Below are 16455 nucleotides of genomic sequence, written 5' to 3' on the forward strand. Positions count from 1 at the left end.
GCCCCTTTGTAATTGAATTTTATTCTTCTTTAGGATACTCGACAGTTCCTTTTTTATACTCTTTTTCATCAACGAGGATGCGATATTCTCCTACAGTTCCTTCTTCCAGAGTAAACTTCAATGTAAAGGTTGTATCCTCTTTAATTGGAACGAGTTCATCACTATCCTCAATCTTTCTATTCTTATCCCCAATAAATATTTCGACTACTTGAGGGTCTCCGTTATCTTTGGTATAAGGGATTTCCACTTCCTCGGTAACCTCCTTGGTAGGAATTTCCTTAGGTGGCTCAGGGCCCTTAGACATAGTAACATAAACAATTTCCCCTTCATAAGTAGGAGTCCCAGGTTTTGGATCATGAGAAATTACTTTACCGGCTTCCACAGTATCAGAGAATTCACTTTCCCTCTCCTCTATCTTTACACCTTTTAATGTTGCATATTGATTAAGCTCTGCTTTACTGTAGCCCTCTAAATTATCCATATCAAATGGCTTTGAGCCTTTACTTACTGTAAGGGTGATTGTAGTCTCTTCAGCCACTACCTCATTCCCAGGTGAAGGATCCTGATCCAAAATCGTGCCTTGCGATTCTTCACCATTAAATTCTTCTTCCTTCTCCACAGTAAAACCTTCGTCCTCTAATTGAGCAGCAACGTCTTCATAGTTTTGACCGGAATAATCCTCAATCTCTACTTTTTCCTTACCCGTACTAACATAAATATCGACTGAGGATCCTTCATTCGCCATCCTACCACCTTTAGGATTCGTTTTGATTACATCACCTTCAGGAACTGTATCATCCGCTATCTCCTTGGTTTCACCGACAACAAACCCTGCTGATACAATCGTGGATATAGCTTCTGTTTGACCCATCTCTGCAACATCCGGCACCTCAATCTCTTTTGGCCCCAACAAACCAGGCACCAACGTAAATGCGGCAACCCCTAACAGAATAAGTAAAAAGAACAAACTGATGATAATGATCGGCCATTTTCTTTTGCTTTTGTCCTTCTTTGCCTTTTTACCTTTATCTTTCTTCTTGCCTTTTTTCTTCCCATCTTTAAGAGGGGGAGTTGGCTTGGTTTGTACGATATCCGTATTGGTTTGATGGACGATTGTATCGTCTAGATTCGAATACGCTTTTTGGTCCGTGATGACAGGGATTGCTTTAGTCGCTTCATCATCAAGGGGCACTGCGAATTTAGGCTCATCCATGCGATCCGGATCCAGTGCTGAAGTCAAGTCCTCATCCATTTCCTCGAGGCTCTCATATCGTCTGAACGGGTCCTTTGCCGTTGCCTTTAATACGATATTTTCTACACTTTGAGGAATATCGGGATTCCATCTTTTTAAGGATGGTGTTTCTGATTGCAAATGCTTCAAGGCAATTGAGACGGCCGATTCCCCGGAGAATGGCAGCCTACCCGTCAATAATTCAAACATGACGATTCCAAGGGAGTAGATGTCCGATTTTTTCGTGGCCATTCCTCCCCTGGCCTGTTCTGGAGAAAGGTAATGCACCGATCCAAGAACGGAATTTGTCTGAGTAATTGAAGTGGCACTTAGCGCCATGGCAATTCCGAAATCGGTAATCTTTACATTTCCTTCTTCGTCCAGGAGGATATTATGGGGCTTTATGTCCCGGTGTACGATATGGTTCTGATGGGCATGTGACATCGCTAGTGTCAGCTGCTTCATGATATCGATCGCTTTTTCGACATGGACCGGCGAATGCTGCTGTATGTATTGCTTTAATGTCATGCCATGGACGTATTCCATGACGATATAATAAAGGTCATCCTCTTCTCCTACATCGTAGATGCTCACAATATTCGGGTGAGCAAGACTTGTAGCTGATTGAGCTTCCCTTTGGAATCGTTTAATGAATTCCTCTTCATTGGCAAAGTCGATTCGAAGCATTTTGATGGCCACTTCACGATCAAGGATCACATCGTGTGCTAAATAGACGTTGGCCATCCCTCCGCCACCAATAAGTTTAATGATTTTGTAACGCCCACTGATGCGCTTACCTTCCATCATGTTATATCACCCGCTTTCCGTTTCAGCGGCAAACTCGACAATTACTACAGTAATATTATCTTCACCGCCATATTCATTGGCTAAATGAACGAGCGATTCCCCTTTATTATCAAGAGAGTGATCCTGCATTAATATATCTTTCATCTCTTTTTCAGAAACTTTATTAGAAAGTCCGTCTGAACAGAGAAGAATGACGTCTTCCTCTTCAAACATAATCGTTTTAATATCCATAGTAATCGAAGCTTCCGTTCCGATCGCTCTTAATATGACATTTTTTCTTGGATGATGCTCTGCATCTTCTTTTGAAATTTCACCGCTTCTGACCAGTTCATTCACCAGTGTATGATCTTCGGTTAATTGATGAAAACCATTTTCGTTCAAGATATACCCTCTGCTGTCCCCGATATTAACAATGGTTGCGAACAACGAGGTGCAGATGGCCCCGACCAGGGTCGTCCCCATTCCCTCGCACTCGGAATTGGATTGAGAATAAGTATATACTTCTTTGTTTACTTCGTTAATAGTTGATTTTAACCAATTTTCAGCTTCATCAGCGGTGTGAAATTTCTCAGTGTTCTCCCATAAGTCCTTTAAGATGGAAATGGTCAGCTCACTGGCCACGTCACCCGCTCTGTGACCACCCATCCCATCTGCTACAACAGCTAAATGATCGCCATGATCATTCACGAATACGCCTGCACTATCTTCATTTAGCTGGCGTACTTTCCCTTTGTCCGTAAAATAAACCGTCTTCACTTAGGTCACCTCTTCTCTTCTTCTGCACCTAAAGGATATGGTGCATCCTTCATATAAGAACGACTTTGATCATCATCAAATCGATATCAAAAAAACGGATCATCAAAGATTCAATTCTTTAAGGTCTGTTGTACCTTTACGACTTTTATAGTGAATTTTCCTGCTTTACATTCAATCTTTGATTATATTCGACTCAATTCTTTTTCCTGAAGCAGCTTATGAAAAATCCGTCCCCTCCAAAGTCCTGAGGGAAAATTTGCAGTTGATCGCCATCAAGGAAAGGCCTAACAGTCTCTGGAAGCTCGTCGAGGGGATGAGACACGAAATCAGGATGATCACTCAAGAAAGAGGATACGGTCCCTTCATTCTCATTCCGATCTACGGTACATGTACTATAAACCAATAATCCATCTTTTTTCAGCAAGGGTGCTACAGCTGAAAGGATGTCCAGTTGAATCTTCTGAAGAGAGTGAAGATCCGATTCTTTTTTGGCATACTTGATATCGGGCTTTCTTCTCAGTACCCCTAATCCGGAGCACGGTGCATCGACTAAGATCCTGTCAAAGCTTTCCTTTTCAAACTTCTCTCCAGCTTTTCGACTATCAAGGGCAGACGTCTTCACATTGGATAAACCTAGTCTACTGGCATTTTCGTCAATTAATTTCACTTTATGCTTGTGAAGGTCCAATGCCTGGACTTCACCTGTTCCAGAAAGCTTTTCTGCAATGTGAGTAGTTTTCCCCCCAGGAGCAGCACATGCATCCAATACTCTCAAACCTTCTTCAAGCTTTAAGGCATATGATACAAGCATGGAGCTTTCATCCTGAATGGTGCATTGCCCATTGAGGTAGGCTTCTGTTTTAGCGATATTTCCCCTTAGTGACTGGACCGCCTCAGGGACGATGGGACTTTCTTTGACTTCATTCCCGCTTTCCGTCAACTGATGTACAAGTTCTTCCCGACTGATCTTGGTTGTATTCACACGGGCCGATTGGTTAGGGGCGATTAAATTGGTTTCACACATTTTTCTAGTCTTTTCTAACCCGAATTGCTCCGTCCACCTCTTCACAAGCCAATATGGATGACTCGTTTCGATGGAGACCCTTTCGACAGGGTCCTTGATGGAATCAAGAGTCGGGAGACCTTTTCGTTGAATCGATCTTAATACACCGTTTACTAACCCGGATATCCCCTTATGCCCTCTTTTTTTGGCGATTTCCACTGCTTCATAGAAGACAGCACGATCCGGGATCCGGTCTAAATAAACGAGTTGATAGAGGGATAAACGCAATAACTGACGCACCCAGTCATCCAGCTTCCCTTTAATAAATGGAGCTAAATAGAAATCCAATGTCATTTTCCTTTGAATGGTCCCATAGGTCAGCTCCGTCAATAGACCAATATCTTTGCTCGGCAATTCATTCTTTTCAATCACAGAATGAAGCAATAAATTACTATACGATTGATTCTTTTCAACCGCCTCGATCACATCAAGTGCCGCTTCACGGACGGTTTTAGTTCGTTTATTCATTTTCCTCTCCTACCATCATGCCTGTTTTTAAATGTGATCCCGCTCCCCGCAGGTAATCCTTTGCAGTCATTCTCTTTTTCCCTGAAGGCTGTAAGTCAGTAATTTTAATTCCTACAGAATTCCCGGTGGACACAATGAAACCATCCTCTTCGACACGGAGGATCTCTCCAGGTGAAGATGGGGTGATATCTACTTTCTCTCCCCACCATACCTTCATGACAGAGCCGGCCAATGTGGTGTATGCAACCGGCCACGGATGCAGCCCCCTGATATGGTTGTAAATCTCTTTCCCGGTTTTCGTCCAGTCGATCTTCTCTTGTTCGCGTTTGATATTACGCGCGAATGTGGCTTTTTCATCATCCTGCTTAACAGGAGATATTTCTCCTCTAAGTAATGAAGGAATGGTTTCGATCAGCAGCTTGGCCCCTGCTACACTCAGTTTATCGTGTAACGTACCAACGTGATCCCTTTCTTCGATCTCTACTTCCACTTGACTGATGATATCCCCTGCATCCAGTTTCTCCACCATATACATGATGGTGATTCCCGTCTTCTCTTTCCCTTGAAGGATTGAATAATGAATCGGCGCTCCGCCTCTCAGTTCCGGAAGCAGGGAGGCATGTACATTGATGCATCCATATTTCGGTGCCTCAAGCAGGGCATTTGGAAGGATTTGTCCGAACGCAGCCGTTACAATAAGATCCGGTTTTAATGCCAGCACCTGGTTTAACTCTTCTTCGTTCTTAATCTTTTCAGGTTGATAAACCGGGATTCCATGCTTTTCTGCTGCCACTTTCACAGGTGGTGGAGTAAGCGTCCTTTTTCTTCCCACAGGGCGATCGGGTTGTGTCACAACTGCGATCACATCATATTTTTCATCTATTAGAGATTGAAGAACAGGAACCGAGAAGTCAGGTGTTCCCATGAAAATCACTTTTGTCATTACGCTTCATACCCTTCTAATTCTTCTTCTGTGATATACTTTTCTACTTTCGATGTGAATAAAATGCCATGGAGATGATCGATTTCATGTTGTATCGCCCTGGCCATAAAGTCCTCGGCTTGAAATTCAACCATTCTTCCTTTCCGGTCTTGCGTACGCACTTTGATTGAGTAAGGACGGGTCACTTCTCCATATAGACCGGGGAAGCTGAGACATCCTTCAAGATCGGTTTGAGACCCTTTTGCCTCGACGATTTCCGGATTGATCAATTCGATTGTTCCTGAATCATCACCGATGTCGACAACCGCTACCTGCAGGTCGATTCCCACTTGTGGTGCTGCAAGTCCGACTCCATCTGCTTCAATCATGGTGTCGTACATATTAGCAAGTAATTTCTTTAGTTTTTTATCAAAATCCGTTACCTTCTCACATTCTTTTTCGAGAATGGGATTCGGATGCATTACAATTGGAAGTATTGCCATAACTGTCCTCCATCTTTCTATTTAAATATGGTTACATCATTACATATGGGTTCACATCAATGGAGATGGAAAGCCCCTGTGATGCATATTGTTGCTGAAACTGATCAAGTACTGTTTTTAAGGTAATACCAAGATTTGGTTCCCGTTTGTATTTTATCAAACATTGGTAGCGATATCTATTCTTGATCCTGGGAATGGGTGACGCCACCGGTCCCAGGATCATTGTCGTTTCAGATAGCTTGGAACGGATGTAAGCCGTCATTTTCTCTGAAATATTCACCACCTTCATTAAATCTTCATGACTTAATGTAATCAACGTGATGTAGTAAAAGGGAGGATAGGAACCCATCTTCCTCATCATCATTTCTTGCTGATAAAACCTGTTGTAATCATGATTCGATGCTAAGTCGATCGAGTAATGCTCAGGTGTATAGGTTTGAATGACGACTTCCCCGGGTAATGTGTGCCTGCCAGCCCTTCCACTTACTTGTGTCAGTAATTGAAACGTCTTCTCAGCAGCCCGGAAATCCGGTAGATGAAGCATAGTATCTGCACTCAGCACGCCGACCAGTGTGATATTGGGAAAATCGAGACCTTTTGCGATCATCTGGGTCCCGAGCAGGATATCAGCCTTCCCTTCTCCGAAAGCCGTTAACAGCTTTTCATGTGATCCTTTGCGGGAAGTGGTATCAACATCCATTCGGATAATCCTGGCATCGGGCAGAAGCTTCGTCAATTCTTCTTCGACCTTCTGGGTACCGGTCCCAAAATAACGGATATGTTCACTCATGCATTCAGGACAAGTTGTTGGAACACCTTCTTCATATCCACAATAATGACATTTCATCCCGTTTGAAAATCGGTGGTAGGTCAGGGAGATATCACAATTGGGACATTGAAGCACAAAGCCGCAATCTCTGCACATGATGAAAGATGAGTGCCCTCGGCGATTAAGAAATAGAACCGTTTGCTCTCCTTTTTCAATACGGTCTTGGAGCTTCTCAAACAGATTGGAAGAAAACATCGAACGGTTTCCCTTCCTTAACTCTTCCCTCATATCCACTATATCGACGGATGGAAGCGGGCCGTCATTCATTCGTTTATCAAGGGTCAACAGCTCATATACACCTTTTGAAGCCCGTGCAAAAGATTCCAAAGAGGGCGTCGCACTTCCCAAAATCACGGGACATTGGTAGAATTCCCCGCGATAGATCGCAACGTCCCTCGCGTGATAACGCGGATTTTCTTCCTGCTTGTAGCTCGTCTCATGTTCTTCATCTATGATGATGATCCCGATATTTTCGAATGGGGCAAAAACGGCAGAACGTGCCCCCACCACCACTTTCACTTCCTTACGCTGGATCTTTCTCCATTCATCATACTTTTCGCCTACTGACAATCCGCTGTGAAGGACCGCCACATCGTCACCAAATCTTCCTTTGAACCTGTGAACCATTTGAGGTGTAAGGGAAATCTCAGGAACCAGCACAATGGCTTCTTTTCCCTCTTTGAGGACTCGCTGGATGGATTGCAGATAAATCTCGGTTTTCCCACTACCGGTTACCCCGTATAGGAGGAATGTATGATGCACTTCTTGATCGATCGTACTCAGGATGGGTTGAATCGCCTGATCCTGCTGGAAAGTCAATGAAAGAGGAGACGTCTTCTCGAATGTTCTATTTTCAAAAGGGTCACGGTACATTTCTACGTTTTTCTCAGTGAGAATTCCTTTTTGAACCAATGACTTAACGGTACTTGACGTCGTAGACATTTCTTCGAGCAGTGTGGATGCGAGTATTCCGTCTCCTCCTGGTACAGTATCCATCATGTATTCGATGATTTGCTTTTGCTTACTTGCCTGGGGAGGCAAAGCATTCTTTACTTCATCCACTTGATGAACCGGTACACTAAGGTATAGCTTACGAACGGTTTTCTTATTTCCTTTTGCTTTAACTTTGTAAATCACTTCGACTGTTCCTTGTTTAACCTCTTTATGTATTAGGGGAAGCAATCCACTTTCTTCAATGGCTTTCCAGGAAACAACTCTGTTGCTTTGAAAAAATCGTTGAAGGGAGGGATGAAGTTCACCTGGACTCTTGTTTCCTTCTAGTTGAAAAAGCTTTTCATATTTCGCCTTCATGGCAGCTGGGAGCATCGCTTGAAATGCAGAGATTTTAAAGCAGAGAGTCTTCTCTGTAAGCCAGTTCCCAAGTGTCAGTAATTCTTCATTAAGGACCGGCACAAGGTCCATAGGTTCGACAATGGATTTTAGTTTTGAGATTTCGCTTGTTTCTTTTAGCTCGACGACGAATCCTTGAATTTTCCTCGGGCCAAAAGGAACGATGACCCTCATCCCTGGAACGATGCTGCCCTTCCATTCATCAGGTATGCTGTAATCATACGTGCGATCCGTTTGCATGGCAGGAACGTCTACTATTACACTAGCTACGTTCATTGGAGGCACCATTCATATTATGGACAGCTTCTTTGAAGATTTCTTTCGCAACCTCTACCTTTGATAATAAAGGCAGTTCCCGTACCTTTCCCCCACTTGTGACAATCGATACTTTGTTGGTGTCTGTCCCAAACCCGGATCCGGTTTCCTTCACGTTATTTGCTACAATCATATCAGCGCGCTTTTTCTCAAGCTTTGCTTTTGCATACTCTTCGACATTTGTCGTTTCTGCTGCAAACCCAATGAGGTATTGGTGGGTCTTCCTCTCACCTAGACTCATTAATATATCTTTTGTACGTTCAAATTCAATCACTAGGTTACCATCTTTTTTCTTCAACTTATCTACCAATATTTCTTTAGGGCGATAATCTGCAACTGCAGCACTTTTCACCACAATATCTGCCGTTTGGAATTCACCATGAACTGCTTGGTACATTTCTTCAGCAGACGTTACGGTCACGAATCTCACTCCCTTTGGAATTGGTAATGCTGATGGCCCAGATATCAACACCACTTCTGCCCCTAGTGAAAAGGCCGCCTCCGCAAGTGAATATCCCATTTTGCCGCTTGAGCGATTGGAGAAGAAACGTACGGGATCCACCATTTCCCTCGTCGGTCCAGCTGTGATCACTACTTTCTTCCCTTGTAGCAGTTTATTTTGACTGTCACGTTCTTCAAAAAAACGATCCACCAAATTTACTACCTTCTCCGGTTCTTCAAGTCTTCCTTTTCCTACATATCCACATGCTAAGTACCCTTCACTCGGCTCCACAAATTGACAGCCAAACTCAAAAAGGGTTTGAATATTTCGTTTCACTGCTGGATGGTCATACATATGTACATTCATGGCCGGGGCAATCCATACTTTCGCCGTCGTTGCAAGAATCGTGGTGGTGATCATATCGTCTGCAATCCCGTTGGCAAGTTTTCCGATTATGTTGGCCGTTGCAGGCGCAACCAATACGAGATCTGCCCAATCCGCTAAATCAATATGGGCGATTTTGGCTGAATCTTTTTCATCAAAGGTATCCCAGTATACGTCTTGACGGGATAATGCTTGAAACGTCAGCGGAGCAACAAATTTGCGTGCGGACTCTGTCATGATTACTTTCACTTCAGCTCCACCTTGTACCAGCTTGCTCGTTAGCGCAGCTGCTTTGTATACAGCAATTCCTCCAGAAACACATAAAAGTATCTTTTTTCCCTGCATCATTCTACTTTCCCCCATTACTCTTTATCCTTCTTATATTATGAAGGATGTTAATAGAAAAAGAAAATAGGGTTGTCTCGAAAGATGATGAAACCTTTCGAGTCAACCCCTGGAGTTATCCGTTAAACTTCCTGCCGTTTATTCATCAGAATATACTGCTTTAGCATCTCTTTCTTTCATAGACAATTGACCTGCATGAATCTCTTCAAGGGCTTTACCTACGAATTTATGAGAATCGTACCGGTTCAAGCGATAATCACCTGTATCTTGCAAATTCCTTGCACGTTTAGCCGCAATACTGACTAACGAATATTTAGAATCGATCTTTTTCATTAATGAATCAATGGATGGGTTTAACATTTATTCAGCCTCCAGCATATTTAAGTATCGTTGTTGCACGCGTTCCCGCTTGCAGTGTTCTGCTTGCACAATGGATTTAATCTTGTCGACGGCATTTGCAATTTGATCATTTTCAACAATGTAATCATATAAATTCATCATTTCGATTTCTTTTCTTGCCGTATTCATTCTGCCTTGGATCAAATCGTCCGTTTCAGTCCCTCTTGTGACGAGACGGTTCTGAAGTTCTGAAAGACTTGGTGGGGCAAGGAAAATGAACAATCCTTCAGGGAATTTATCTCTGACCTGTTGTGCACCTTGAACTTCAATTTCAAGAAAAACATCTTTTCCAGCGTCGAGGGTTTCCCGGACATAGTCAACGGGAGTACCATAATAATTCCCTACAAACTCAGCATACTCTAACAGTTTCCCCTCTTTGATCAGCTCTTCAAAATCCTCTCTCGACTTGAAGAAATAATCCACACCATCAACTTCTCCCTCACGCGGTTTCCGTGTGGTCATGGAGATGGAATATTCAAACTTTGTATCTTCCTGGGAAAAAATCGCTTTACGAACTGTTCCTTTCCCTACACCTGATGGTCCGGAAAGAACGATCAGCAATCCTTTTTCTTTCATTTATTTACCCTGCCCTTCTTCTACTAAATCCTCTTTATCTGTCAAACGATGAGCAACGGTTTCGGGTTGAACAGCCGAAAGAATAACGTGATCGCTATCCGTAATAATAACCGCTCTTGTTCTTCTTCCGTATGTAGCATCAACGAGTGTTCCCCGGTCTCTGGCATCTTGAATCAAACGTTTAATCGGGGCTGATTCCGGACTTACAATTGAAATGATCCGGTTTGCTGAAACGATATTTCCAAATCCTATATTGATGAGCTTGATCGACATAACGCTCCTCCTAATCAATAGTTTAGTTTCGCCTGAATGATAGGAAACTAAACTTATTATTCTACATTTTGTACTTGTTCTCTCAGCTTCTCAAGTGTTGATTTCAATTCCACAACTAAGGTCGCAATAAGGGAATCATTTGCTTTTGAACCAATTGTGTTCACTTCCCTGTTCATTTCCTGGATCATGAAATCCAATTTCCTGCCTACCTGCCCTTCATTCAACAAGGTGGAATGAAAGTACTTGATATGACTATTAAGTCTCGTCAATTCCTCTGTAATATCGGATTTATCTGCAAAGATTGCCACTTCCGTCAGTATGCGACTTTCATCCAGTGACGTTTCATTGTATTCGACAATCCTCTTTCTTAATCGTTCTCTATAGAGATTGACCACTTCAGGTGCTTGATTGGTCAGTTCGATCACATTCAGTTCAAATTGTTGGAGATGAGTGAGAAAATCTTTCCTGAGGAGCTCACCTTCTTTCTCCCGCATCTTTCTCAGTTCCATTGCTGCTTCATCTACAGCTTTTAATACCAATTGCTCAAGTTCTTCATTTTCCTCTTCCATTTCTTCAATCATGACAAATTCTTCCCTGTTCAAGAGATGGGATAATTGTACTTCTTCTTTTAAAGAAAAGGTTTCTTTCACTTTATTTACTAACTGATAATAATCTTGAATGAGCTTCCAGTCAATATGTAGGTTTTTATGTACGAGGCCATCACCACTTATGGTAATGAATATATCCACTTTCCCTCTTTTTACGAAATGGGAAACTTGTTTCTTAATTTTTTCCTCCAGCTTTAATAATTGACGTGGCATTCTAATATAACACTCACTGAATCTGTGATTAACGGATTTCATTTCAACCGTTACAGAATGTTGTTCAGACTCTACTTTGCTTCTTCCAAAGCCTGTCATACTGACAACCATTACGATCACATCCAATCCTTTGACGGTATACGTATGTAGAACAACGCTGAATTCACTATCATATTATGTTGTAAATCTGCGAAAGGAATCACAACACATCACAACGATATAAAAAAGGTAATAGAGGATTTTCTCTATTACCTTTTGGATTATACCACATTTCACTGTTTTTTTCTTGCAAAAAATGACCCTGCCAATAAAAACGTTGGAACTGAACTTAAACCGATGATCAAGAGCCAGTCCTTGATAGCAATCGGTACGGTGTGGAAAATAGGCTGCAGTGAAGGTACATAGATGACTATGAGCATCAATACAAGGGAAGATAGAACAGCTAAAACAAGATACATGTTTCCGAAAGGATTTCTTGAGAACACGGACACTTCACTTCGACAATCGAATACATGGATCAGTTGAGCCATGACCAATGTCGAGAATGCGACGGTTTGAGCATATGCCAAATGATCCGGGTGGGTCTTGTACGATAGCATGAATGCAAGTAAGGTTGCCCCACCGATCAGGAATCCCCTGGAGACGACTTTCCAGCCAAGCCCCCTTGCAAATACTCCTTCTTTCGGGTGTCTCGGCTTTCTCTTCATGACATCATCTTCCGGCTTATCAAGGCCAAGTGCCATAGCTGGCAGACCATCTGTTACAAGGTTGACCCATAATATTTGGATCGGAACCAATGGCAGCGGAAGAGCAAGGATCATAGCAAAAAGCATGACAAGTATTTCACCTACATTTGATGCAAGAAGATACCGGATGAATTTTCGGATATTTTCATATATGTTCCTGCCTTCCTGAATCGCCGATTTGATTGTTGCAAAGTTATCATCCAGCAGAACCAATGAAGATGATTCCTTCGAAACGTCCGTCCCTGTTATCCCCATCGCCACTCCGATGTCTGAGGTTTTTATCGCAGGGGCATCATTTACTCCGTCACCGGTCATGGCTACGACATGTCCCCTGTTTTGCAGGGCTTTGACGATTTTTAATTTATGCTCAGGTGACACACGGGCAAACACCGAAACTTCATCTACTATTTCTTCCAACTCATGTATTTCCATTTGGTTTAGTGCCTTTCCATCCAGTACGCGGTCCTTATTCTTCAAAATCCCCAGCTGCTTGGCAATGGCTGTCGCAGTTAAAACATGGTCCCCGGTAATCATAACGGTCTTAATACCGGCTGCACGGCACTCTTTTACAGCCCGCTTCACCTCAGGCCTCGGCGGATCGATCATTCCTTGTAAACCGATGAAGGTTATGCCTTCTTCAATGTCCGATTCCGTTAATGTCTCCACGGCCCTATCCTTGATCGGTTTATACGCAATGGCAATATTTCTGAGAGCATTGGAAGACATGTCACGGATGGCTTCCTCCACTTTTCCCGCTATCTCTGACGATTTCCCTTGTATTCTTCCTTCCCAAAGGAACGACTCACTCTTCCCTACCAAAACATCTGGCGCACCTTTGGTGACAGAGAAGTACTTACCATTTTGATCGACCGCGATGATACTCATCATCTTTCTGGTAGAATCAAAGGGGAACTCTTTCACAATCGTAAATTTTTTCTGTAAGGATTCTCTTGAAAGTCCTGCCTTCAAACCAGCAACAAGCAGGGCTCCTTCAGTCGGATCGCCATCGACGAAAAAGCTTTCTTCACGGGTTACCAGTTCTGCATGATTACAGAGCATTCCAAACGTTAATAATTGATGTAAAGTATTTTCACTGTGAGGAGTGACCCTTCGTTCCCCGTTATAAAATTGTCCATCCGGTTCGTATCCTGTTCCCGTTACCGTCCACGTTCTTCCTCCGCTCCAGATGTGGGTAACCGTCATCTTATTTTGAGTCAAGGTTCCTGTTTTATCCGAGCAAATCACCGACGCACATCCTAGGGTTTCCACTGCCGGAAGCTTGCGGACGATGGCCTTTTTCTTTATCATTCTTTGAACACCAAGTGAAAGGGCGACCGTCACAATAGCAGGTAATCCTTCCGGTATGGCGGCAACAGCCAGTGAAACTCCTGCCAGGAACATAGTGTACATATCATGTCCCTGGATCACACCGATTCCCACGACCAAAGCCGTCAGTATGAGGGCAACCGTAATAAGGATCTTACCTAACTCCTCCAGTCTTCTCTGCAGTGGGGTCGTCATGGTTTCAGCCTTTTGGATCATATCCGCGATCTGCCCCATGGCTGTCTTCATACCAATCGATGTCACGACGCCGATACCGTTTCCACGTGTAACCATCGTTCCCATAAACCCCATGTTTTCTAAATCTCCGAGACTCATATTTTCTCCACTGAGTGGTTTTGTGGATTTAGTAACGGGGACAGACTCCCCTGTAAGTGCCGATTCCTCTATTTCAAGGTTATTCGCTTCGATAAGACGCACATCCGCACCTATTCTGTCTCCACTTCCGAAACGAATGATGTCCCCGATCATTACTTCTTTTGAGACAATCTTCAACCACTTTCCGTCTCTCAGGACCGACACTTGTGGTGCAGAAAGCTCCTTTAAAGCCTGCAGGGATCTTTCCGCTTTCCGTTCTTGGAAAAACCCTAAAAACCCGTTAATAAGTACAATCGCAATAATGGCGATCGCATCGATATATTCCCCTAGCAATCCAGAAATGAGAGTGGCTGCCAATAACACGAGAACCATAAAATCCTTGAATTGACTGAAAAATAATAGCAATGCCGATTGCTTCTCAGCTTCCTCCAATTGATTGTACCCATACTGCTTACGTCTTTGCGCTACTTCATCTGCTGAAAGCCCTTCTTGATAATTAGTATTTAGTGACTGCTCTATGTCCTCTTGTCTCATCTCATGAAATTTCATGCAACCATGTCACTCTCCTCCTACGATACGAAAAGTTGTCCTTCTCATAGCATTCTTATTCAGACTCGTCCTAAAAAATGATATGATTTATGTATGTTTTGCATTTTAGCTTCCGGAGCGGTAAAATCGGTTACATTTGATACTTTCAAGACATCGCCAGGACAAAAGTCAAACTATATTGAAATCGTAAAGAGCAGAGGATGTTATATATGTCATTTGATGGATTATTTACAAGGAACATGACGAAAGAATTGAATGAAAACTTATTAAACGGACGAATCAATAAAATACATCAACCCTATAAAAATGAAATCATCATGATCGTACGGGCAAATGGTAAAAATCACAAAGTCCTTTTATCTGCCCACCCCAGTTACTCACGGGTTCAATTGACCAATGAAAACTATGAAAATCCATCGGTCCCACCTATGTTTTGTATGCTGTTGAGAAAACATCTTGAAGGTTATATTATCGAGGGAATCAATCAGTTGGAATTGGATCGGATGATCATCTTTGAAGTGAAGGGAAGAAACGAGATCGGGGATGTTTCTTATAAGCAACTCATTATTGAAGTGATGGGTCGTCATAGTAACATCATTTTAGTGGATAAAGAACGTAATATGATCCTCGATAGCATCAAGCATATTTCACCAAGCATGAATACACACAGAACCGTATTACCAGGACATTCGTATATACTGCCTCCACAGCAGGACAAGGTAAATCCTCTTGAAGCAACAAGTGATGATGTCCTAAGGGCTCTTGATTTCAATTCCGGCAAGCTCGACAAGCAGATCGTTCAATCTTTCGCAGGGATCTCTCCACTCTTTGCGAAAGAGATCGTTCACCACGCTGGTATTGGAAACCGTTCTACCATCGCTGAGTCATTCCTTACAATGATTCAAAAAGCAAAAGTTCATGATACGACGCCAACCCTCATCAGTGGCGACAAGGAAACATTTTATTGGATGGACCTTGCACATCTTCAAGGTGAGAAACAAACCTTTCCATCCTTGAGTGAATTACTGGACAGGTTCTTCTATCAAAAGGCAGCAAGAGATCGAGTCAAACAGCAAGGGAATGACCTGGAGCGATTTATTCGAAACGAACGTGATAAAAATGTCAATAAAATCGAAAAGCTGAAGCAGACGCTTGAGGATGCCCAACAAGCAGACCGCTATCAATTACTCGGAGAACTCCTAACCTCGAATTTATATGCAGTAGAACGAGGCATGAAGGAAGTCAGCGTAGTCAATTACTATGATGAAAACGGTGAGAGTATCACGATTCCACTCAACCCTCAAAAATCACCTTCCGATAACGCTCAGAATTATTTCTCTCGTTATCAAAAAGCGAAGAATGCCGTTAACATCGTCCATGAGCAAATTGACAAAGCAAAGGAAGAAATCGTATATCTTGAACAATTATTACAACAATTAGAGTCGGCTTCCACTAAAGACGTAGAAGAAATCAGGGAAGAGCTTGAAGAGGAAGGCTACCTCAGGGCACGTAAGCAAATGAAAAAGAAAAAAGTTAATTTGAAGCCTGTACTTGAACACTACACATCAAGTGACGGGACGCAAATCCTGGTAGGTAAAAACAATAAACAAAACGACTATCTAACCAACCGGGTTGCCGGAAGAGAAGAGATCTGGCTCCATACCAAGGATATCCCCGGTTCGCACGTAGTCATCAAAAGTACGAAGCCTTCCGAGCAAACCATCAAGGAAGCGGCCAATATTGCAGCTTACTTCAGTAAAGCACGCGAATCCAGCTCGGTTCCTGTTGATTTCACAGAAGTCAAACAAGTGAAAAAACCAAAAGGCGCCAAGCCTGGATTTGTCATTTATGAAGGGCAGCAAACGGTATATGTGACACCTGATTTGGACCTCGTTCGTTCATTGAAGTATTGAATAATCCAGGAAGCACTTCCACTCAGGCCATGTATTGGCCTGGAGTGGAAGTGTATTTTTGTTGCTAATTAATATAAAAAAAGCAACTCACCAGCGAGTTGCTT

Annotated in this window: 13 protein-coding genes; 1 reads left to right on the forward strand and 12 read right to left on the reverse strand. The window is 42.8% G+C overall.

Annotated elements, in window-relative coordinates; translation table 11 throughout:
- Positions 1 to 19: 19 nt before the first annotated feature.
- From pknB to ACIGG7_RS10995, 12 genes are all read right to left on the reverse strand, one after another.
- Positions 20 to 2038 carry a Stk1 family PASTA domain-containing Ser/Thr kinase gene (gene pknB, locus ACIGG7_RS10940; protein ID WP_397549785.1) on the reverse strand — a complete coding sequence of 673 codons (2019 nt, stop codon included), beginning with the start codon at positions 2036 to 2038 and terminating at the stop codon, positions 20 to 22.
- Positions 2039 to 2044: 6 nt separating this feature from the next.
- On the reverse strand, positions 2045 to 2794 hold the full coding sequence (locus tag ACIGG7_RS10945; RefSeq protein WP_224941172.1) for a Stp1/IreP family PP2C-type Ser/Thr phosphatase: 750 nt from the start codon (positions 2792 to 2794) through the stop codon (positions 2045 to 2047).
- 193 nt (positions 2795 to 2987) lie between these two features.
- Complete coding sequence (gene rsmB, locus ACIGG7_RS10950; RefSeq protein WP_397549786.1) at positions 2988 to 4325, reverse strand: 16S rRNA (cytosine(967)-C(5))-methyltransferase RsmB; 1338 nt, start codon at positions 4323 to 4325, stop codon at positions 2988 to 2990.
- On the reverse strand, positions 4318 to 5268 hold the full coding sequence (fmt, locus tag ACIGG7_RS10955) for a methionyl-tRNA formyltransferase (protein ID WP_397549787.1): 951 nt from the start codon (positions 5266 to 5268) through the stop codon (positions 4318 to 4320). Before fmt ends, rsmB begins: the two co-directional genes overlap by 8 nt.
- The gene (def, locus tag ACIGG7_RS10960; protein ID WP_224941175.1) at positions 5268 to 5750 is read right to left on the reverse strand and encodes a peptide deformylase; all 483 of its coding nucleotides are present in this window, start codon (positions 5748 to 5750) and stop codon (positions 5268 to 5270) included. Before def ends, fmt begins: the two co-directional genes overlap by 1 nt.
- A 31-nt stretch (positions 5751 to 5781) precedes the next feature.
- Positions 5782 to 8205 carry a primosomal protein N' gene (priA, locus tag ACIGG7_RS10965; RefSeq protein WP_224941176.1) on the reverse strand — a complete coding sequence of 808 codons (2424 nt, stop codon included), beginning with the start codon at positions 8203 to 8205 and terminating at the stop codon, positions 5782 to 5784.
- Positions 8192 to 9418, reverse strand: a complete 1227-nt coding sequence (gene coaBC / locus ACIGG7_RS10970; protein ID WP_397549788.1) for a bifunctional phosphopantothenoylcysteine decarboxylase/phosphopantothenate--cysteine ligase CoaBC — start codon at positions 9416 to 9418, stop codon at positions 8192 to 8194. Before coaBC ends, priA begins: the two co-directional genes overlap by 14 nt.
- Positions 9419 to 9553: 135 nt before the next feature.
- A complete protein-coding gene (gene rpoZ, locus ACIGG7_RS10975) occupies positions 9554 to 9775 on the reverse strand; it encodes a DNA-directed RNA polymerase subunit omega (RefSeq protein ID WP_034755771.1) in 222 nt (73 codons plus the stop codon).
- On the reverse strand, positions 9776 to 10390 hold the full coding sequence (gene gmk, locus ACIGG7_RS10980; protein WP_224941178.1) for a guanylate kinase: 615 nt from the start codon (positions 10388 to 10390) through the stop codon (positions 9776 to 9778).
- A complete protein-coding gene (remA, locus tag ACIGG7_RS10985; RefSeq protein ID WP_034755776.1) occupies positions 10391 to 10663 on the reverse strand; it encodes an extracellular matrix/biofilm regulator RemA in 273 nt (90 codons plus the stop codon).
- Between the two features lie 56 nt (positions 10664 to 10719).
- On the reverse strand, positions 10720 to 11595 hold the full coding sequence (locus ACIGG7_RS10990) for a YicC/YloC family endoribonuclease (RefSeq protein WP_397549789.1): 876 nt from the start codon (positions 11593 to 11595) through the stop codon (positions 10720 to 10722).
- A gap of 161 nt (positions 11596 to 11756) precedes the next feature.
- Positions 11757 to 14438, reverse strand: a complete 2682-nt coding sequence (locus ACIGG7_RS10995) for a cation-translocating P-type ATPase (RefSeq protein WP_397549790.1) — start codon at positions 14436 to 14438, stop codon at positions 11757 to 11759.
- Positions 14439 to 14647: 209 nt separating this feature from the next.
- Between ACIGG7_RS10995 and ACIGG7_RS11000 the strand changes: the two genes are divergently transcribed.
- Entirely contained in the window at positions 14648 to 16351 is a 1704-nt protein-coding gene (locus tag ACIGG7_RS11000; RefSeq protein ID WP_397549791.1) for an Rqc2 family fibronectin-binding protein, read from the forward strand.
- The last annotated feature ends 104 nt before the right edge of the window (positions 16352 to 16455 follow it).

The sequence above is a fragment of the Rossellomorea sp. NPDC077527 genome (assembly GCF_044542955.1).
Lineage (GTDB): Bacteria > Bacillota > Bacilli > Bacillales > Bacillaceae_B > Rossellomorea > Rossellomorea aquimaris_E.